This is a genomic window from Leisingera sp. G5_S3_59_S7 (assembly GCF_054968485.1).
The window spans coordinates 39,012-56,788 of record NZ_JBQKUH010000028.1 but is presented as its reverse complement, the minus strand read 5'-3'; the positions used below and the strand labels follow the sequence as shown (position 1 = coordinate 56,788).

Annotated in this window: 19 protein-coding genes, 1 tRNA gene and 1 pseudogene; 12 read left to right on the top strand and 9 right to left on the bottom strand. The window is 64.0% G+C overall.

What is annotated here, in order from left to right; all coding sequences use genetic code 11:
* Positions 1–198: 198 nt before the first annotated feature.
* Positions 199–564, bottom strand: a complete 366-nt coding sequence (locus tag ACTRWG_RS13630) for a hypothetical protein (protein ID WP_027238037.1) — start codon at positions 562–564, stop codon at positions 199–201.
* A gap of 103 nt (positions 565–667) precedes the next feature.
* On the opposite strand from ACTRWG_RS13630, the gene ACTRWG_RS13625 reads away from it, so the two are divergent.
* Entirely contained in the window at positions 668–1,426 is a 759-nt protein-coding gene (locus ACTRWG_RS13625) for an alpha/beta fold hydrolase (protein WP_259958976.1), read from the top strand.
* Here ACTRWG_RS13625 and ACTRWG_RS13620 read toward each other — a convergent pair.
* From ACTRWG_RS13620 to ACTRWG_RS13610, 3 genes and pseudogenes are all read right to left on the bottom strand, one after another.
* Positions 1,423–1,611 carry a hypothetical protein gene (locus ACTRWG_RS13620; protein WP_259969179.1) on the bottom strand — a complete coding sequence of 63 codons (189 nt, stop codon included), beginning with the start codon at positions 1,609–1,611 and terminating at the stop codon, positions 1,423–1,425. The two genes, ACTRWG_RS13625 and ACTRWG_RS13620, sit on opposite strands and share 4 nt — an antisense overlap.
* Positions 1,612–1,707: 96 nt before the next feature.
* A pseudogene (locus tag ACTRWG_RS13615) lies at positions 1,708–2,699 on the bottom strand (sterol desaturase family protein).
* 23 nt (positions 2,700–2,722) lie between these two features.
* Positions 2,723–3,481: a class II aldolase and adducin N-terminal domain-containing protein gene (locus ACTRWG_RS13610; RefSeq protein ID WP_462829449.1), complete on the bottom strand. Its 759-nt coding sequence runs from the start codon at positions 3,479–3,481 to the stop codon at positions 2,723–2,725.
* Between the two features lie 111 nt (positions 3,482–3,592).
* Here ACTRWG_RS13610 and ACTRWG_RS13605 point away from each other — a divergent pair, with 111 nt between their 5' ends.
* The 8 genes from ACTRWG_RS13605 (at position 3,593) to ACTRWG_RS13570 (ending at position 9,528) form a co-directional block, all read left to right on the top strand.
* Positions 3,593–4,483, top strand: coding sequence for a LysR family transcriptional regulator (locus ACTRWG_RS13605; protein WP_027238042.1), 891 nt, complete (start codon positions 3,593–3,595; stop codon positions 4,481–4,483).
* A gap of 239 nt (positions 4,484–4,722) precedes the next feature.
* Entirely contained in the window at positions 4,723–5,424 is a 702-nt protein-coding gene (gene queC / locus ACTRWG_RS13600) for a 7-cyano-7-deazaguanine synthase QueC (RefSeq protein WP_027238043.1), read from the top strand.
* Positions 5,424–5,789, top strand: coding sequence for a 6-carboxytetrahydropterin synthase QueD (gene queD, locus ACTRWG_RS13595; protein WP_027238044.1), 366 nt, complete (start codon positions 5,424–5,426; stop codon positions 5,787–5,789). The genes queC and queD overlap by 1 nt, the downstream gene beginning before the upstream one ends.
* Complete coding sequence (queE, locus tag ACTRWG_RS13590; RefSeq protein ID WP_462829447.1) at positions 5,786–6,493, top strand: 7-carboxy-7-deazaguanine synthase QueE; 708 nt, start codon at positions 5,786–5,788, stop codon at positions 6,491–6,493. The genes queD and queE overlap by 4 nt, the downstream gene beginning before the upstream one ends.
* 16 nt (positions 6,494–6,509) lie before the next feature.
* Positions 6,510–6,974 carry a preQ(1) synthase gene (gene queF / locus ACTRWG_RS13585; protein WP_462829446.1) on the top strand — a complete coding sequence of 155 codons (465 nt, stop codon included), beginning with the start codon at positions 6,510–6,512 and terminating at the stop codon, positions 6,972–6,974.
* 211 nt (positions 6,975–7,185) lie between these two features.
* Positions 7,186–8,106 (top strand): MBL fold metallo-hydrolase, encoded by a 921-nt coding sequence (locus tag ACTRWG_RS13580; RefSeq protein ID WP_462829445.1) that lies wholly within the window; start codon positions 7,186–7,188, stop codon positions 8,104–8,106.
* A gap of 10 nt (positions 8,107–8,116) precedes the next feature.
* Positions 8,117–8,503, top strand: a complete 387-nt coding sequence (locus ACTRWG_RS13575; protein WP_462829444.1) for a rhodanese-like domain-containing protein — start codon at positions 8,117–8,119, stop codon at positions 8,501–8,503.
* A gap of 338 nt (positions 8,504–8,841) precedes the next feature.
* On the top strand, positions 8,842–9,528 hold the full coding sequence (locus ACTRWG_RS13570) for a hypothetical protein (RefSeq protein WP_259958967.1): 687 nt from the start codon (positions 8,842–8,844) through the stop codon (positions 9,526–9,528).
* Here ACTRWG_RS13570 and ACTRWG_RS13565 read toward each other — a convergent pair.
* From ACTRWG_RS13565 to ACTRWG_RS13550, 4 genes are all read right to left on the bottom strand, one after another.
* Complete coding sequence (locus tag ACTRWG_RS13565) at positions 9,505–10,254, bottom strand: helix-turn-helix domain-containing protein (RefSeq protein WP_245597428.1); 750 nt, start codon at positions 10,252–10,254, stop codon at positions 9,505–9,507. The two genes, ACTRWG_RS13570 and ACTRWG_RS13565, sit on opposite strands and share 24 nt — an antisense overlap.
* A gap of 145 nt (positions 10,255–10,399) precedes the next feature.
* A tRNA-Leu gene (locus ACTRWG_RS13560) sits at positions 10,400–10,485 on the bottom strand.
* Between the two features lie 109 nt (positions 10,486–10,594).
* Positions 10,595–11,125 carry a tetratricopeptide repeat protein gene (locus ACTRWG_RS13555; protein WP_462829443.1) on the bottom strand — a complete coding sequence of 177 codons (531 nt, stop codon included), beginning with the start codon at positions 11,123–11,125 and terminating at the stop codon, positions 10,595–10,597.
* 142 nt (positions 11,126–11,267) lie between these two features.
* Positions 11,268–11,738 carry an Lrp/AsnC family transcriptional regulator gene (locus ACTRWG_RS13550; protein WP_027238052.1) on the bottom strand — a complete coding sequence of 157 codons (471 nt, stop codon included), beginning with the start codon at positions 11,736–11,738 and terminating at the stop codon, positions 11,268–11,270.
* Positions 11,739–11,864: 126 nt separating this feature from the next.
* Between ACTRWG_RS13550 and putA the strand changes: the two genes are divergently transcribed.
* From putA to ACTRWG_RS13535, 3 genes are all read left to right on the top strand, one after another.
* On the top strand, positions 11,865–15,278 hold the full coding sequence (gene putA / locus ACTRWG_RS13545) for a bifunctional proline dehydrogenase/L-glutamate gamma-semialdehyde dehydrogenase PutA (protein ID WP_462829442.1): 3,414 nt from the start codon (positions 11,865–11,867) through the stop codon (positions 15,276–15,278).
* A 53-nt stretch (positions 15,279–15,331) separates the two neighbouring features.
* Positions 15,332–16,102: a rhomboid family intramembrane serine protease gene (locus ACTRWG_RS13540; protein WP_027238054.1), complete on the top strand. Its 771-nt coding sequence runs from the start codon at positions 15,332–15,334 to the stop codon at positions 16,100–16,102.
* 202 nt (positions 16,103–16,304) lie between these two features.
* Positions 16,305–16,682 (top strand): GFA family protein, encoded by a 378-nt coding sequence (locus ACTRWG_RS13535; protein ID WP_027238055.1) that lies wholly within the window; start codon positions 16,305–16,307, stop codon positions 16,680–16,682.
* A 165-nt stretch (positions 16,683–16,847) separates the two neighbouring features.
* On the opposite strand, the gene ACTRWG_RS13530 is transcribed toward ACTRWG_RS13535, so the two are convergent.
* Complete coding sequence (locus ACTRWG_RS13530) at positions 16,848–17,633, bottom strand: inositol monophosphatase family protein (RefSeq protein ID WP_027238056.1); 786 nt, start codon at positions 17,631–17,633, stop codon at positions 16,848–16,850.
* Positions 17,634–17,777 lie beyond the last annotated feature (144 nt).

Here is a 17,777-nt window from a genome sequence, read left to right as displayed (position 1 = left end):
TTTCGGGACAGCCGCAGGCGGGCCTGAAAGGGGCGGGAGCGCTTGGCGGCTGGGCGGGAGGGACCTCAATGCAATTAGCGTCAGCAGACCGGCCTGCAGGCGTAAAACACCAGCAACTGTTCAAAGGCCGGCAGCCGCAAGGTCTAGGACTTGCGGCTGAGGGAGGCTTTCACACTGCAGGCAGCGTGAACCGGGAAATCAGATCAGCCCGCGCCAGCGCAGGACCACGATCAGCAGGATCAGCACCATCAGAATGGAAAACGCGATGCTGCCCAGCACGCCCAGCCAGAAGCCCTTGCGCCGGTCGGCAATGTCGACTTCCTTCAGATGCGCCTTAACCTCCCGGGCGGCGCCGCGCAGCGGTTTTTCGTCCACTGTCTGCCGCAGCTTGGGGTGTTCCAGCAGCGGCAGCGCACCGGCCAGTTTCATGCCCTGTTTGTAGATCCGGCGCGGCAGCCGGCGGCGGACACGTTTCAGCGCGGCGGCAAAGTCGCCGGAGGCGTGCTCGCGCTCCTTCAGCAACGTGCGGATCTCTTCGATATCCTGGTCCAGGCTGGCGGCCATTCCGGCACTCTCCCTCAGCTGCCTCGTTCCGGCACCCTAGCCTGCGGCCGCGCCCGCCTCAATGGGGCTGGCAAGCCTTTGCCTGCCCCGCTATCAAGGCGGCATGCTGAACTCGATCACTCATGGCTCTGCCACCGGAAAACCGCCGCTTCTGATTGCCCATGGGCTTTATGGGTCCGCCCGCAACTGGGGCGTCATCGCCAAACGCCTGTCGGATGAGCGGGAGGTGATTGCGGTGGACATGCGTAACCACGGCGACAGCCCGCGCACGGACAGCCACACCTATCCGGAGCTGGCAGAGGACCTGGCCGGGGTGATCGCGGCCCATGGCGGGCAAATGGATGTGATCGGCCATTCGATGGGCGGCAAGGCCGCGATGATGCTGGCGCTGAACCACCCGGAGGCGGTGCGGCGGCTGGTGGTTGCCGACATCGCGCCGGTGGCTTACGGCCATAGCCAGATCCAGTACATCCATGCGATGAAGTCGCTGGATCTGGAGGCCATTGAGCGCCGCCCCGAGGCCGCAGCCCAACTGGCCGAGGCCGGGGTGGATCCGGCGCTGCAGAGCTTCTTCACCCAGTCGCTGGACCTGCCGAACAAGCGCTGGAAGCTGAACCTGGACACGCTGGCGGATCAGATGCCGAACATCATGTCTTTCCCGCAGACCGAGGCATCCTGGGACGGCCCTGCCCTGTTCCTGTCAGGCTCCGAGTCGGATTATGTGCTGCCCGAACACCGGGACGAGATCCGCACGCGCTTTCCCGCCGCCCGCTTTGCCAAGCTTCCCGGCGCGGGCCATTGGCTGCACGCCGAGAAGCCGCGGGAGTTCGAAGCTGCCGCGCGGGTGTTCCTCAACGCCTAGGCGCCGCGGGCATAAAGCTGCTTGGCAACCAGCCAGGCGACCGGCAACCCCGCAACCGCACCTGCCGCCGCCGAAGCGAGAATCGCCTGAACCGAAACCATTCCTGCCACCAGAACCGCGATCACGCCAACGCCTGCCAGGCTGCTGCCGATCAGCGAATAGAGGATGGATGCAAGGCGCAACATGGGCTTTCTCCTATGCCTTTGACTGTCTTGCGCACAGGCATAGGGATTCGCGAATATGTACGCCTTGATCCTGATCAGTTTGCGCCTGAAGCAATCCTAGCGGGTATACATTTGTTTCTTGAAGGCCCGGGTCCGGTCCGTCGCCGCCGCAGAGCCGTCGTGATAGGTGCCGAACCATTTGTCGAACGGAATTTCAGAGGTGCCGTAGTTGCACTCGAAATAGCGGTGATGCAACTGGTGGAAGAAATCCCCGGCCTTGGCGGCCTCGGTTTCCCCGGCAATCACCCGCTCAAACCCGGAATGCGACAGCACCGGGCTGATCTGCTGGAACATCGCGTGAAACGCCAGATGCAGCGGGTGCGACGGCACGATCAGGTGGATGAAATAGGTGGTGAAATAGAGCAGGTTTTCATACCAGTGGTTGGAGATCCCTGACCACGGGCCTGTATTGACGTTGCGGTGATGCACCGCGTGGACGTGTTTATAGAGCCGCGGGTGATGTTCCAGCCGGTGCACCCAATAGAAATGCAGGCCGGACCACATCGGGATGAACAGCAACCAGACCACGCACCAGACCGGGGCTTCGGCAAAGTCACAACCGGCACCCAGCCATTAGCCATCAGCCAGTAGATGCCCCACTGATAGACCGTCGCCACGGTAATAGCGCTGCCGAGGGTCCACCAGATATTGTCCAGAACCTGGTTCTTGAAGGTGAAGGTACCGTTGCCGCGGGACAAGTCGCGCTTGTCGAACTTCTTCCGCATCCCCTGGCCCTTGCGCATGTACAGCCACCAGTGCAGCCCGCCGGCAACAGCCGCCTGCGGCAACAGGTTGGCAAGCCAGACCTGCAGCATCCAGCCTGGGCGGAACGCCGCCATTTCCGCCAGCGGCGGCAGCAGCCACGCATAGATCGCCAGCGCCAGCAGGAAGCAGACCGTCAGCGATGTGATTTCCATCCAGGCGCCGCGGTACCAGGCGAGAACCGCTGCCGGGCGCGGCGGCCAGCTGAACAGCGGGTTGAGCGGCACAGGTCCGTTGGGGCGGTAGTGCCAGCGTTCTGCCTCGCGGTCAGGGAGTGTGCCGTGCATCGGGCTGCCTCCTGCTTATGGCCTCAGGTTGCGTAGTTCGAGCCCTCGTCGTCGAGGATCGCCTTCAGCTCCGCCAGGTGCCGGTCGGCCTGGTCCGGATACTCCTCCAGCTCCTGCGCAGTCTTCTCGGCGATCTCGTCGCTCAGCACCCGCAGCTTCTGGCCGGTTTGCAAGGCACGGATATAGGTCTCCGCGGCGCGCTCGAAGTAATAGAGCCGGTTGAATGTGTCCGCGACGCTGTCGCCGATCACCAGCACCCCGTGGTTGCCCATGATCATGGTCTTGACCTTGGGGTCGGTCAGCATCAAGGCACAGCGGGCGCCCTCGTCTTCAAATGCCAGCCCGCCGAAATCGCTGTCGACCACATGGCGGTTGTAGAAGGTCGCAGTGTTCTGGTCGATCGGCGGCACGGTGCTGTCGGCGAGGCAGGCCAGCACCGTGGCGTGGATCGAATGCACATGCATCACGCAGCGCGCGTGCGGACAGAGGCGGTGGATGGAGCCGTGCAGCCCCCAGGCGGTTGGATCCGGCGCGTCGGGGCGCTGCATCGTTTTGGGATCGTTTGCATCCAGCAGCAACAGGCCAGACGCCTTTACGCGGGCGAAATGAACCTGGTTGGGGTTCATCAGGAACCGGGTGCCGTCCTCATTCACCGCAAGGCTGAAATGGTTCGCCACAGCCTCGTGCATGTTCAGCCGCGCGGTCCAGCGGAAGGCCGCGGCCATGTCGACACGCTCCTGCCAATGGGTGAGGTTCGGGCTCAGGTCCGCTTGCTTGTTCATTCTGGCGCCTCCGAGTTTGCTTTTCCTAGTGGTGCCAGCCGCTTTGCCTGCTGACAAACGATGGATTCAGCCGCTATGCATTAAGTGAGCTAATGCATAGGTGATACATTCATGCAGCCCCCCGGACCGCCGTCATCCTCCCTGCCCCCGCTCACCTGGCTGCGCGCCTTTGAGGCCAGCGCCCGGCACCTGTCGTTCACCCGCGCCGCGGCAGAGCTGAACCTGACGCAATCGGCAATCAGCCAGCATGTGCGCAGCCTGGAGAACTTTCTGGGGAGGGAGCTGTTCATCCGCAAAACCCGCGCGCTGGAGTTGTCGGAGGCCGGGGCGAATTACATGCCGATCGTGCGCGAGGCGTTCGACCTGATTGCCGCCGGCACCCAGGCCTTTACCGGCGGCGACCAGGGGCGGCATCTGGTCTTGCAGTGCAATATGGCATTCTCGGTGTTCTGGCTGTCGCCGCGCCTGCCCCGGCTTTATGAGCGCTTTCCTTGGCTGGTGCTGAATATCGTGACGCCGATCTGGGATCCGGAACGCCATGCCAGCTCTGCCGGGACGGAAATCCGTTTCGGCCGCCCGAATGACATGTCAGCGGCAGCGGTGCGGCTGACCTACGACCGGTTCTATCCGGTCTGCGCTCCTGATTATCAGGATGGCGCGTTTGATTTCGGCAGCGCAACGCTGCTGGATTGTGCAGGCGTGACAGGCTCCTGGGGCGCGTGGTTCAAGTCGCAGGACCTGCCGTTTGAACGCAATCACGAGATCAACCTGGCCTCCACTTACGTGATCGCCATGACCGCGGCGCTGAATGGTGCGGGCATGGCAATGTCGCATGACACGCTGGCGGGCGGGCTGCTGGAGAGCGGCCAGCTGGTCCGGGCCAGCGATCACTCGGCAGAGCTGCTGGAGAATTACTTTCTGATGCCGCCGCCCAGCCATGCCAGCACCCCGGCCTCGCGCGCGTTTCTGGAGTGGCTGGAGGGGGAACTGCCGCCGGTTTAGACTGCCCCGCCCGGCGGCACCCCGGGCAGCGCCCGTCCGCCCCCACGGGCGGGCGCTACGCTTCCGCCCGCGGACGAGCACTGCCCTCACAATGTGCCGCCAACGCCAAACTTTCAAATTTCCCTAACAAGTCCTGCCGAATGTTCGCAATGCGCCCGCACCTTGCGCCATTCCCGCCTTGCTGCTAAACGCGCGGCACCGGTCGCAGCCTACCCGGTCACCAAAACAAGGGTTCAAAAATGAAAACTATCGTTATCTGCTCGGGCGGGCTGGATTCCGTTTCGCTTGCCCATATGGTCGCTGAGGAACATCAGCTGACCCGTCTTGTCTCCTTCGATTACGGCCAGCGCCACAGGAAGGAACTCGACTATGCCGCCGCCGCAGCCAAACGGCTGGGCGTGCCGCATGACATCATCGACATGAGAGGCATAGGCGCCGCGCTTTCGGGCTCGGCCCTCACCGATGACATCGACGTGCCGGACGGCCACTACGAGGAAGAGACCATGAAGGTCACCGTGGTGCCGAACCGGAACGCGATCATGCTGACCATCGCCTATGGCATTGCTGCCGCAAACGGAGACGACGCGGTGGCAACCGCAGTGCATGGCGGTGATCACTTCATCTATCCGGACTGCCGCCCGGCCTTTACTGAGGCCTTTGATGCCATGCAGCGGGCCGCGCTGGACGGTTATGCCGACGTGCGGCTGTATACCCCGTTTGTGCAACGCACCAAGGGCGACATCGTCACCGCCGGTGCCAAGCACAACACCCCCTTTGCCGAGACCTGGTCCTGCTACAAGGGCGGCGAGAGGCACTGCGGGCGCTGCGGCACCTGCGTGGAGCGGCGCGAGGCGTTCCACTTGGCTGGGGTCGAGGATCCGACGGACTACGCCGACCCGGAGTTCTGGAAGGCGGCAATAGCCGCCAAGGACGGCGCCTGATGTTCCGGATCACCAAGGAGTTCCACTTCTCCGCCTCTCACCAGCTGACCCATCTGCCGCCGGACCACCAATGCGCCCGGCTGCACGGGCACAACTATGTCGTGGTGGTGGAGCTGGCGGCGAAGGAGCTGAACAGTGACGGCTTCGTGCGCGACTATCACGAGCTGAAGCCGCTGAAGGAGTATATCGACGAAACCTTCGACCACCGGCATCTGAATGACGTTCTGGACGGGCATTCAACAGCGGAAAACATGGCGAAGCATTTCTATGACTGGTGCCATGCGCGCTGGCCCGAAGTGGCCGCGGTGAAGGTCTCGGAGACGCCTAAGACCTGGGCGGAGTACAGGCCGGAGGTTGGGCCGTGACCCTGCGCATCGCTGAAATCTTCGGCCCGACGATCCAGGGCGAAGGCGCCCTGATCGGGGAGCCCACGGTGTTTGTGCGCGCAGGCGGCTGCGATTACCGCTGCTCGTGGTGCGATAGCATGCACGCGGTCGACAGCGGCTACCGGCATGACTGGGCGGTGATGGCGCCCGAGGAGGTCATGGCCGAGGTGCGCCGCCTGTCGGGCGGCAAGCCGCTGACCGTCTCCATCTCCGGCGGCAACCCGGCGATCCAGGACTTTGCCCCGGTGATCGCTTATGGCAAGGCCGAAGGCTACCGCTTTGCCTGCGAGACCCAAGGATCGGTCAGCAAACCCTGGTTTGCGGATCTGGATACGCTGGTGCTGAGCCCCAAACCGCCCTCCAGCGGCGAAACCGTGGATTGGAAGGCCTTTGATCAATGCCTTGAGGCGGCACAGGGCTGCGGTCAGGCGGTGATGAAGATCGTGATCTTTGACGACAAGGATTACGCTTGGGCCAAGGCCGCCGCGGAGCGCCACCCGGAGCTGCCACTGTACCTGCAGCCCGGCAACCCGGAGGTCGACCCCGCCCAGCCGGTCGACTTGCAGCAGGCCACTGACCGTCTGCTGTGGCTCATCGAAAAAGTGACCGGCGACGGCTGGTTCACCCCCCGCGTCCTGCCGCAGCTGCATGTGCTGGTCTGGGGCAACAAGCGCGGCGTCTGAACATAGGAACCCTGATATGTCCGACAGCATCTACAGCAACCTGAAACAGCTGGGCGGCGACACCATCGTGCCCACCAACCCGGAAGAGGCGGAACTGGAGCGCGTCCAGAACCCGCAAGGTGACGTGGCGTATAACGTGCGCTTCACCGCACCGGAGTTCACCTCGCTTTGCCCGATGACCGGGCAGCCGGACTTTGCGCATCTGGTGATCGACTATGTGCCGGGCGAATGGCTGGTGGAAAGCAAATCGCTGAAGCTGTTCCTCACCGCCTTCCGCAACCACGGCGCTTTCCACGAGGATTGCACCGTTTCCATCGCCCGCCGCCTGGCGGAGTTTTTGGAGCCGCAGTGGCTGCGCATCGGCGGCTATTGGTACCCGCGCGGAGGCATTCCGATCGACGTGTTCTGGCAAACCGGGCCGATGCCCGAAGGCGTCTGGATTCCGGACCAGGGCGTGCCCCCCTACCGAGGCCGCGGCTGAACCGGTATTGCAGCAGAGATGAGAACGGCCCGGGACCTGATGGTTTCCGGGCCGTTTTTTTCTGGCTGCCGGCGCAGCTTGCGCGCCATAGCCGCCGCGGGGCTGGTTCGCGCGGGAACCGGTCTTTCCGTCAAACGTTATGCTTCCAATGCCGCAGGCGCCCCGGCCCCTGCGGCCATCAGCACAGCAATTGCGCGAAAGAGGGGAAGCGATGGCAACGGATTACACGCAAGACGACCGGATTGTCCGGCATTCACCAGCGGGCGGCAGCAACAGCCCCGATGTTTGGGGCCTCTATGAACCGGAAAGCGGATCGGTCCAGTACATCTGCGCCGATCCGTCCACACGCAAGGCGGCGCTGATCGACGTGGTGTGGGATTTCGACCCGCAAAGCGCCCGCACTGCCCAGGACAGTATCGACCACGTGTTGCGGGTGGTCGAGAGCGAAGGGCTAGAGCCCGCCTGGATATTGGACACTCACCCGCACGCCGATCACTTCATGGCCTCCGCCCGGCTGAAGGAGCGCACGGGCGCGCCCACGGCAATCGGCGAGAAGACCCGCGAGATTGCGGAACTTTGGCGCGGCTACTACCACATGCCCGAAGCGTTTGATCCCAGCCGCGACTTTGACCGGCTGCTGGCGGATGGCGACACCATTAAGCTGGGCGACCTTCAGATCCGGGTGATGCTGTCGCCCGGTCACACGCTGGGCTCGGTCAGTTATATCTGCGGTGATGCGGCCTTTGTCCATGACACGCTGATGCACGCCGACACCGGCACCGCGCGCGCCGACTTCCCCGGCGGCTCCGCTGAGGAGCTGTGGCAGTCCATCCAGGAGATCCTGTCCCTGCCGGACAACACCCGCCTGTTTATCGGCCATGACTACGGCACTGATGAGCGTGACACCCCCGCCTGGGAGGCCACGGTGGCAGAGCATCTGGCGCGCAACCCGCACGTGAAGGCCGGGACCCGCAAGGAAGACTGGATCAAGCAGCGCACTGAGCGCGACGAAACCCTTTCCCTGCCGGACCGGATGCTGGCAGCCCTGCAGGTGAACCTGCGCGGCGGCCGCCTGGGCGCGGCGGAAAGCGACGGCAATCACTACCTGAAAATCCCTGTCAACAAGTTCTGAGGTGAAACGGATGGCACGAAGCATGAAAGAGATGGTCGAAGACGCCAAGGCGCAGACCGGTACGGCCAGCCCCCGCGAGGCCCATGAGGCGGCCGCAGCGGACCGCGTGATCCTTGATGTGCGCGAACCCGGCGAACTGCAGCAGGAGGGCACCGTCGCCGGCAGTTTGCATATCCCCCGCGGCGTGCTTGAATCAAAGGCCGATCCGGACAGCGCCGCCGCCGAGGACGCCCTGACCAGCCGGCGGGACGGCGCGAAAATCTATGTGCTGTGCGCCTCCGGCGCCCGGGCCGCGCTGGCCGCGCACACCCTTTGCCAAATGGGGTACGACGCCGCCATCATCGAGGGCGGCCTGCAGGCGTGGAAAGACGCCAGCCTTCCTGTTGAAGACGCCTAGACCCGGCGCGCATCTAACAGCACATGACAGACTGGCACGGTGCCGCAGCCGTGCTGGCCAAGTAATCTCGGCGCTTGACACCAGGGGCGGCCGCCCTGCCCTGCAACAGCCGCCCCGCAGCCGGAATTCTGCGATCAAATCGAATGCCGTGGCCAGCCGTTATTTTGATCCTTTCTGCCGCCAATACTCTTGCAGCTCATAGCTGCATTACCTTCCCTCCGGTAAAGCAGATGATTTTCCGAAATTTTATTTAAGATTTTATGCAACTTGCACTCTTTGGCGGCGCAGGGGCGTTTTTCGGGCTATTCGAATAGGAGACTTTACGACAGGGGACCTTAATGAATTCACTCGATATGGGAAAAGCGCTTTCGGGATACTTGCATACGCTGTCGCAGGCCGGCCTTCAGGTCGAAATGTTCACCGATTTCGAGAAAGTGCCCGAAACCGCCGCCCTGTCAGGCCGGCAGTTCCAGATGCCGGGTTTCGCGATTGAGCGCGCCGACCACACCGAGAATTCGGCTTTCTGGCTGTTCCTGAAAGAGAACGGCACCTATATCGGCGGCGCGGCGGCAATGCTGCAGGACCTGGGCCGGGAAACCCTCGCCGATTTCCTGCTGCGCACTTCACGCCATCAATTCCCCAACGCAGCCGGCGGCGGCGTCGAAAGCGTGGCGGAGCCGCTGGCGCGCGAAGTGAGCGGGCGGCTGGCCTATATCGGAGAATTGAATTTCCTGCCCGGCCGCCGCGGCAAACGGGCGGAGCGGCTGGCGCCATTCATGCGGATATTCCAGATTCTAGCGATCCAGAAATGGGATGTGGATTGGATCTATGCCTTCATTCCCGACCGCCACATGCAGGCGCGGCTGGATCTGGTCTATGGCTTCACCCGGGCCATCCCCCGCGCGCAGAAATGGCGCGATCCGGAGCCGGAGGTGCGCAGCAGCACTGAATGGTTTGTCGGCTCTTCCCGGCTGGAGATGGAGCACATGCTGCAAAGCGACCTAGCCGAATTTGATATCCTGTGAAAAATTGGCCACCAGCAGCTTGCCATCCGGCAGGTAAACCGGCGCCAGGACCCGCCGGTACTGCCGGGTAAAGCGGCGGCCGTTCAGCAGCTTCACGTCAAGCGAGGGGTGGGTGATCACCGGTTCGCCCCGGTTGATCGCCTCGCTGTGGGCCATCACCAGATCGGCATTCACCTTGTCGCTGAACCCGTTCAGCGTATCGCGCAGCTGGCCGCTGCTGGACACCTCAAAGCAGACGGACGCCAGGCTGTGCGGCCCGGACTGGATCGGCTGGATGCGGTTCTTTTCCGGATCCGGCGGATCGAACATGTCCACCGTGTGCTGCAGCTGGTCAAACCCTTCCAGGCGGCCGCTGTTGGAAAACCACCAGTCCAGGAAGTCCTGCAGCGAGACATCGCAGCCGCTGTACTGGCGGGTGCGGGTGGCCGCCTGCATCTGGGCATTGAGAATCTCAAACGCCTTGCTGCCGGGCCCGCCTGGCTGCCGGTCCGGCAGCAGCTCCAGCCCGGCGGTATCGGACGAAAAGTAGCGGAACGACACCCCGAGCCCGCGCGACAATGCGTCCAGCGTGCTCCAGCCAATCTCGCGCTCATTCTTAAGCGCGCTGTTAAATGTGCCGTAGGGAATGCCGCATTTCAGCGCGGCCTGCCGGTTGGACAGATTCATATCCGCAAGCAAAGCGGAGATTTTCTGGTGGATCAGCGCCATATGCCAAAGATCTTTCACATTTTGTGCGACATCTTGCATAATATTAACGTTACAGCAATGCAATCTTTACGTGATCGCGCGGGGAGTCATCTGCGCTGAAGCCGCAGGCAATGCTTAGCCGCAGGTGGTTCTTTCGGGAGGGCTGATACTGCGACGATAACAGTGGTGCGGACGGCGGGACTCGAACCCGCACGGCCATAAGGCCAGGAGATTTTAAGTCTCCGGTGTCTACCATTCCACCACGTCCGCCAGCGGCGCCGCCGGACGGCGCCACAGCTGCAGATCTAGCCTTCTGATTTCAGACAGACAATCTGTTTTCGGCATTTGCCGGGATTTTCTGTAACGTGCCGGCGTGCTGCTACAGCTCCACATCCCCGGCTCCCGGCGGCGCCAGCGGACCGCCGGGATCGGCCAGGTAGCGCTCCGGCAGCCAGGGGTTCAGCGCCAGCGCCTCTGCCAGTGCCTCCCGTGCTTCCTCCAGCCGGGACAGGCCATAGAGCGACAGCGCCCGCCCGCTCATCGCCGCGACATGGCGCGGCGACAGCTCCAGCACCCGATCCAGATCCCGCAGCGCGGCGGCAAAATCGCGGCGCAGGTAATGCACGAAGGCGCGCTGGTTGTAACCCTCGGCGTAGTCGGGGCAATAGGCGATGAGCTGATCGAAATCCTCCAGCGCGCCGAGGAAATCGAATGACGAGCGACGGGTCATGCCTCGGTTCAGGATCTCCTGCGCGCGCTCATCCGGGGCATCGGCCCAGAATTCCCACATCCGGTTGGCGATCTCGCGCGCCTGCGCCTCGCTGTCAGCCTGCTGGACCTCGCTCAGCAGCCCTTCGAGCGGCGTGCTGTGGTCAGGTGCGGAAGGGCAGCCGGCGGCGGCGGCTTGCACCGCCAGCAGTGCGGCAGCAGTCGCCGCAACACATATGGCCGGACGTCGCGGGGGGCGGAACACAAAGCAAAACATGCCCCCAATGCTGGCACATTTGCGGTTTCGATCAAGTCACCTGTGCGCGCGCTGCATCCGCAACACCCTAGAGCGGCCCCAGCGCGCCGTCTTCCTTGACCGCTTCCATCGCCACATAGGTGGAGGTCGAGGAGACATGCGGCAACGAGGAGATCTTCTCTCCCAGCACCGCCCGGTAATCGGTCATCGAACGGGTGCGCACCTTCAGCAGGTAGTCGAAATGCGAGGCCATCATATAGGCCTGTTCAATCTCCGGCAGCTTGGACACCGCGGCATTGAACTTGGCCAGTGCCGCCTGCCGGGTATCGTCCAGCTTCACCTCGACAAAGGCCACGTGGTCCAGCCCCAGCCGGATCGGATCGACCAGGGCGCGGTAGCCGGTGATGATACCTTCCGCCTCCAGCCGCTTGAGCCGGGTTTGGGTCGGGGTTTTCGACAGCCCGATCCGACGGGCCAGATCGGCGACGGAGATCCGCCCGTCCTCCGCCAGCACGTTCAGAATCGCCCGGTCGAACCTGTCGATATCAGGAAAGGTCATTTGAACTGTCCTCCCGCCCACCTTTCTGACACTTGACCTGCATGTTGCACATATTCAGGCGATTGTCCCGCCAGAAAGCGTGTATTCTTTGCAAAAGCCCTGCATGTTTTCTGTGGAGTTCCCTGCATGACCACCCAATCCAAGCTGCGTTACCGGATTGATTCCGGCACCTACGCCGATCAGACCGCCATGCGCGACCAGCTGGTTGCCCAAGCCGCCCTGTCCGAGGCCGACCGGGCCAGGATCTGTTCCAGCGCCGCCGCCCTGGTGCGCGATATCCGCGGCCATTCGGCGCCCGGGCTGATGGAGGTCTTTTTGGCCGAATACGGCCTGTCGACCGAGGAAGGCATCGCCCTGATGTGCCTGGCCGAAGCGCTGCTGCGGGTGCCGGATGCCGACACCATCGACGCGCTGATCGAAGACAAGATCGCACCGTCCGACTGGGGCAAGCACCTGGGCAAATCCACTTCCTCGCTGGTCAATGCCTCCACTTGGGCCTTGATGCTGACCGGCAAGGTGCTGGACGAGGACCGCAGCCCCATCGGCGCCCTGCGCGGCGCCATCAAGCGCCTGGGCGAGCCGGTGATCCGCACCGCCGTCAGCCGCGCGATGAAGGAAATGGGCCGCCAGTTCGTGCTGGGCGAAACCATCGAAAGCGCGATGAACCGCGCCGCGGGGATGGAGGCCAAGGGCTACACCTATTCCTATGATATGCTGGGCGAGGCCGCCCGGACCGAGGCCGATGCCTCCCGCTACCACCTGTCCTACTCCAGGGCGATCTCGGCCATTGCCGCGGCCTGCAACAGCGATGACATCCGCAAGAACCCCGGCATCTCGGTGAAACTGTCGGCGCTGCACCCGCGCTATGAGCTGGCGCATGAAGACAGCGTGATGGAAGCGCTGGTGCCCCGCCTGAAGGCGCTGGCGCTGCTGGCCAAGGCGGCCAAGATGGGTCTGAATGTCGACGCCGAGGAAGCCGACCGCCTGTCGCTGTCGCTGGAGGTGATCGACGCCGTGGTCTCCGATCCGGCGCTGGCGGGCTGGGACGGCTTTGGCGTCGTGGTGCAAGCCTACGGGCCCCGGACCGGGCTGGCGATCGACGCGCTGCATGAAATGGCAGAGAAATACAACCGCCGCTTCATGGTACGGCTGGTGAAAGGCGCCTATTGGGATACCGAAATCAAGCAGGCGCAGGTCGAGGGCGTCGATGGCTTCCCGGTCTTCACCTCCAAGCCGCTGACCGACGTCTCCTATATCTCCAACGCCCGCAAGCTGCTGGGGCTGACGGACCGGATCTATCCGCAGTTCGCGACCCACAACGCCCATACCGTTGCCGCCATCCTGCACATGGCAGAAGGCATGGATAAGGGGCTTTTTGAATTCCAGCGCCTGCACGGCATGGGCGAGACGCTGCACCAGATGGTGCTGGAGCAGAACAAGACCAACTGCAGAATCTACGCACCCGTCGGTGCGCACCGCGACCTGCTGGCCTATCTGGTGCGGCGCCTGCTGGAAAACGGCGCCAACAGTTCTTTTGTGAACCAGATCGTGGACGAAAATGTCCCGCCGGAGGTTGTCGCCGCCGACCCCTTCGACGCGGTGGCCGATATCACCCGCAAAATCCCGACCGGGCCGGAACTCTTCCTGCCTGAACGGATCAACTCCAAGGGCTTTGATCTGGGCCACGCGCCGACGCTGGCAAAGATCGAGGAGGCCCGCGCGCCCTGGCGCAGCCGCCAGTGGCAGGCCGGACCGCTGCTGGCGGGCGACGCCCAGCCGGAGGCCGCCAAGGATGTGACCAGCCCCACCGACCTGAGTGCCGTCGGCACCGTCAGCCAGTGCAGCCCCGAGGATATCGAATTGGCTCTGGCGCTGGCCGAGCCCTGGGAGGCCCCGGCGGCGGAACGCGCGGCGATCCTGAACAAGGCTGCGGATCTCTATGAGGAAAACTATGGCGAGCTGTTCGCCATCCTCGCCCGCGAGGCCGGCAAGACAATTCCCGACGCGGTGGCCGAACTGCGCGAGGCGGTGGATTTCCTGCGCTACTACGCGGCGCGCATTCCCGATGCGCCGTCTGCGGGCATCTTCTCCTGCATCTCGCCCTGGAACTTCCCGCTGGCAATCTTCACCGGCCAGGTGTCTGCCGCACTGGCCGCGGGCAACGCCGTGCTGGCCAAGCCCGCCGACCAGACGCCGCTGATCGCTCACCGCGCCGTGCAGCTGATGCATGAGGCCGGGGTGCCGCGCAGCGCCCTTCAGCTGGTGCCGGGCCGCGGCAGCGTGGTCGGGGCGGCTATCACCTCTGACCCGCGGGTGAACGGCGTCGCCTTCACCGGCTCCACCGCCACTGCCCTGCGCATCCGCAAGGCGATGGCCGACAACCTGCAGCCGGGTTCCCCGCTGATTGCGGAGACCGGCGGCCTGAACGCCATGATCGTCGACTCCACCGCGCTGCCGGAACAGACCGTGCAATCGGTGATCGAAAGCGCGTTCCAGTCGGCGGGCCAGCGCTGCTCAGCTTTGCGCTGCCTCTACCTGCAGGACGACATCGCCGACACCGTTCTGAAGATGCTGAAGGGTGCAATGGACTGCCTGCGCCTGGACGATCCGTGGCACCTGTCCACCGACAGCGGCCCGGTGATCGACGAAGGCGCCCGCGCAGGCATCCTGGCCCACATCGACCAGGCCCGCACCGAGGGCCGGGTGATGAAGGAGCTGATGGCGCCGCAGGGCGGCACTTTTGTGGCGCCCACGATGATCGAAGTGCCCGGCATCAGCGCGCTGGAGGACGAGATCTTTGGCCCCGTCCTGCATGTGGCACGGTTCAAATCGCACCAGCTGGACCAGGTGATTTCCGACATCAATGCAACCGGTTACGGGCTCACCTTCGGGCTGCACACCCGCATTGACGACCGGGTGCAGCATGTCTGCGACCGGGTCCATGCGGGCAACATCTATGTGAACCGCAACCAGATCGGCGCCATTGTCGGCAGCCAGCCGTTCGGCGGCGAGGGCCTGTCCGGCACCGGCCCCAAGGCCGGCGGCCCCTTCTACCTCAACCGCTTCTGCGCGCCCGACCGGCAGCAGGTCAGCGCCGAATGGGACACTGAGACCGCCGCGCTGCCAGGCGCAAGTGGCGTCCCGGCGCAGCCTGTGACCACCACCCTGCCCGGCCCGACCGGTGAATCAAACCGCCTGACGGTCTCCGCCCGGCCGCCGCTCCTGTGCATGGGCCCGGGGCCGGAGGCCGCCGCCGAACAGGCCAAGCAGGTGATCAGCCTCGGCGGCACCGCGATTGAGGCGCATGGCCTTCTGGGGCTGAACCAGTTGGAAACAATTGACGGTATCTCCGGCGTGCTGTGGTGGGGCGATGAAGCGGCGGGCCGCGACATCGAGCAATGCCTTGCCAAGCGCGATGGCCCGATCATCCCGCTGATCCCCGGCAAGCCCGACCTCGCCCGCGTCCTGGCTGAGCGCCACGTCTGCGTCGACACCACCGCCTCTGGCGGCAACGCGCAGCTGCTGGGCGGCAACGCCTGAGCTATCGGCGCTAAGCACTTGACGCTGGGCCATTTCCGGCCCAGCGTTCCCCCATGTTTCCGATCCGCGATCACAACCCGTCCGGCCGCAGGCCCTTTGTCGTCTATGCGCTGATTGCCGCAAACGTCCTGGCCTATATCTACTACACCGCCAGCTATGCCTCGCCGCGTGCGCTGGCCTATTTCTATGACGCCTATGCAATCGTTCCGGCCGAGATTATCCATGGCTACGGGTTCGAAACGCTCTTCACCTCCCTGTTCATCCATGGCGGTCTGATGCATCTGGGCGGCAACATGCTGTTCCTGTGGATCTTCGGCGACAACCTGGAGGAGGAGATGGGCCACCTCCCCTTCCTGCTGTTCTACCTTCTCAGCGGCTTTGGCGCCGGGCTGATCCATGTGATGTCCGCGCCCGGGTCCATGGTGCCCACGGTTGGCGCCTCCGGAGCCATTGCCGGCGTCATGGGCGGCTACCTGCTGATGTTCCCAAGGGCGCGCGTCGATATCCTGCTGATCCTGATCGTCTACTTCCGCATCTTCACCATCCCCGCCTTTGTCATGCTGGGCGTGTGGCTGGCGATGCAGTTTTTCGGGGGCCTCGGCTCTGATCCCAACCAGGGCGGCGTCGCCTATTGGGCCCATGCCGGCGGCTTTGCGGTGGGTCTGATCCTGTGCCTGCCCCTATGGCTGCGCCGCGGCGGCCCGGCGTTCTGGAACCGCACCCATGGCACCCCGCCGCATCCGGAGAGCGCGTACGAATATTCTGCCAGCCGCATCCCCAAGCTGCCGCGCAAGAAGCGCAATCCGGGCCCTTGGGGGAAGTGAAACAGCGCCTGGCTTGATGCCACGAGGTTTGAAAGAGGCGGCCTGCGCCACTGTCGGAACAAGCTACTGGTAAACACGCAGGCCGCCGCCCCGACGGGCATCGGGGCAAGTAAATGGTAGAGCTGCCCCTATGGATTTTGCGGGGAATTATTTGCGGGATAACTCAACCTTGCGCCGCATATGAACCAGAAAGGAACTTTGAATGGCCCATCTGAAAGCCACCTGCCACTGCGGCGCCGTTGAGATCGAGGCGGAGTTTCCCGAGGGCCTCGCATCGGCCGCGCGCTGCGACTGTTCCTTCTGCCGCCGCCGCGGGGCGGCTGCCGTCACCGCCCTGACCGCCAGCCTGAAGGTGCTGAAAGGCGCCGGAAACCTCAGCCTCTACACCTGGGGCAGCCATACCGCGAAGCACTATTTCTGCAGGACCTGCGGTATCTACACTCACCACCAGCGCCGCTCCGATCCCAAGGAATGCGGCGTCAACCTGGGCTGTATCGAAGGCGCCAATCCGCGCACGCATCCGGAGACCTATGGCGAGATCCCCTGGAACGACGGGGTGAACCATCCGTCGGACCAATAACTCTTCCGCCTGGCCGATAGGCCGGGCAGCGCCCGTCCGCCCCCATGGGCGGGCGCTTCGCTTCCACCCGCGGACGGGCACTGCCCTCATCGTGGAAAAATACTCTCCGCAACAAAAAACGCGGCACAGTGGCCGCGCTTAAAAGTCTCATTTTCTCAGGCCGGTTCAGCCGCGGATCACCTTGGCGAAGTTCTCAAAGATCGGCTCGTTCGAGCAGACAACAGAGCCGCTGTCGATGATGCCCGCATCCGGGTCGATCGCCTCGGCCAGACCGCCGGCCTCTTTCACGATGATGATGCCTGCGGCCAGGTCCCAAGAGTTCAGGCGGCGCTCCCAGAAGCCCTCGTAACGGCCTGCCGCCACATAGGCCATGTCCAGCGCGGCAGAGCCCCAGCGGCGCACGCCGGCGCAGGCGGGCATCAGGCGGGCCAGATCCTGCAGCGTCAGCGGCAGGTCGGCGCGGCCGCCGAACGGCACGCCGGTGGCAAAGATTGACTCAATCATCCGGTGGCGGCCCGACACGCGAATACGGGTGTCGTTCATCCAGGCACCGGCACCCTTCTCGGCAAAGAACATCTCATCCTTGGCGGCGTCATAGACCACGCCGGCGACGATCTTGCCCTTGTGCTCCAGCGCGATGGAGATCGCCCAGTGCGGCAGCCCGTGCAGGAAGTTGGTGGTGCCGTCCAGCGGGTCGACGATCCAGCGGCGGGTCGGGTCTTCACCTTCGATCTCGCCGCCCTCTTCCGCGATCCAGCCATAGGTCGGGCGGGCGTTGCGCAGCTCTTCCTTGATGATCTTCTCGGCAGCGATGTCAGCCTTGGAAACAAAGTCGCCCGCGCCTTTCATCGACACCTGCAGGTTTTCCACCTCGCGGAAGTCTTTCACCAGGGAACGGCCGGCCTTTCGGGCGGCTTTGATCATCACATTGAGGTTTGCGCTGCCAATCATGTCTGCAGAATCCTGTCACGTCGGGGAGATGCCGGGTCAAACCGTGCCTATACGCCCCCTGCCCCCGATTGCCAAGGGGCTTTGCCGGCAAGAGGGCAGCCGCTCTGACGCGCGGTTACGGCCCGGTAAGCGGTTGAATTCCGC

Excerpts from the sequence above, each read along its gene's own strand:
- queF (WP_462829446.1), top strand. The coding sequence starts at position 6,510 with ATGTCCGACAGCATCTACAGCAACCTGAAACAGCTGGGCGGCGACACC.
- ACTRWG_RS13580 (WP_462829445.1), top strand. The coding sequence starts at position 7,186 with ATGGCAACGGATTACACGCAAGACGACCGGATTGTCCGGCATTCACCA.
- ACTRWG_RS13605 (WP_027238042.1), top strand. The coding sequence starts at position 3,593 with ATGCAGCCCCCCGGACCGCCGTCATCCTCCCTGCCCCCGCTCACCTGG.
- ACTRWG_RS13540 (WP_027238054.1), top strand. The coding sequence starts at position 15,332 with ATGTTTCCGATCCGCGATCACAACCCGTCCGGCCGCAGGCCCTTTGTC.
- ACTRWG_RS13530 (WP_027238056.1), bottom strand. The coding sequence starts at position 17,633 with ATGATTGGCAGCGCAAACCTCAATGTGATGATCAAAGCCGCCCGAAAG.
- ACTRWG_RS13550 (WP_027238052.1), bottom strand. The coding sequence starts at position 11,738 with ATGACCTTTCCTGATATCGACAGGTTCGACCGGGCGATTCTGAACGTG.
- queC (WP_027238043.1), top strand. The coding sequence starts at position 4,723 with ATGAAAACTATCGTTATCTGCTCGGGCGGGCTGGATTCCGTTTCGCTT.
- ACTRWG_RS13620 (WP_259969179.1), bottom strand. The coding sequence starts at position 1,611 with ATGTTGCGCCTTGCATCCATCCTCTATTCGCTGATCGGCAGCAGCCTG.
- ACTRWG_RS13610 (WP_462829449.1), bottom strand. The coding sequence starts at position 3,481 with ATGAACAAGCAAGCGGACCTGAGCCCGAACCTCACCCATTGGCAGGAG.
- putA (WP_462829442.1), top strand. The coding sequence starts at position 11,865 with ATGACCACCCAATCCAAGCTGCGTTACCGGATTGATTCCGGCACCTAC.
- ACTRWG_RS13630 (WP_027238037.1), bottom strand. The coding sequence starts at position 564 with ATGGCCGCCAGCCTGGACCAGGATATCGAAGAGATCCGCACGTTGCTG.
- ACTRWG_RS13625 (WP_259958976.1), top strand. The coding sequence starts at position 668 with ATGCTGAACTCGATCACTCATGGCTCTGCCACCGGAAAACCGCCGCTT.
- ACTRWG_RS13570 (WP_259958967.1), top strand. The coding sequence starts at position 8,842 with ATGAATTCACTCGATATGGGAAAAGCGCTTTCGGGATACTTGCATACG.
- ACTRWG_RS13535 (WP_027238055.1), top strand. The coding sequence starts at position 16,305 with ATGGCCCATCTGAAAGCCACCTGCCACTGCGGCGCCGTTGAGATCGAG.
- queD (WP_027238044.1), top strand. The coding sequence starts at position 5,424 with ATGTTCCGGATCACCAAGGAGTTCCACTTCTCCGCCTCTCACCAGCTG.
- ACTRWG_RS13575 (WP_462829444.1), top strand. The coding sequence starts at position 8,117 with ATGGCACGAAGCATGAAAGAGATGGTCGAAGACGCCAAGGCGCAGACC.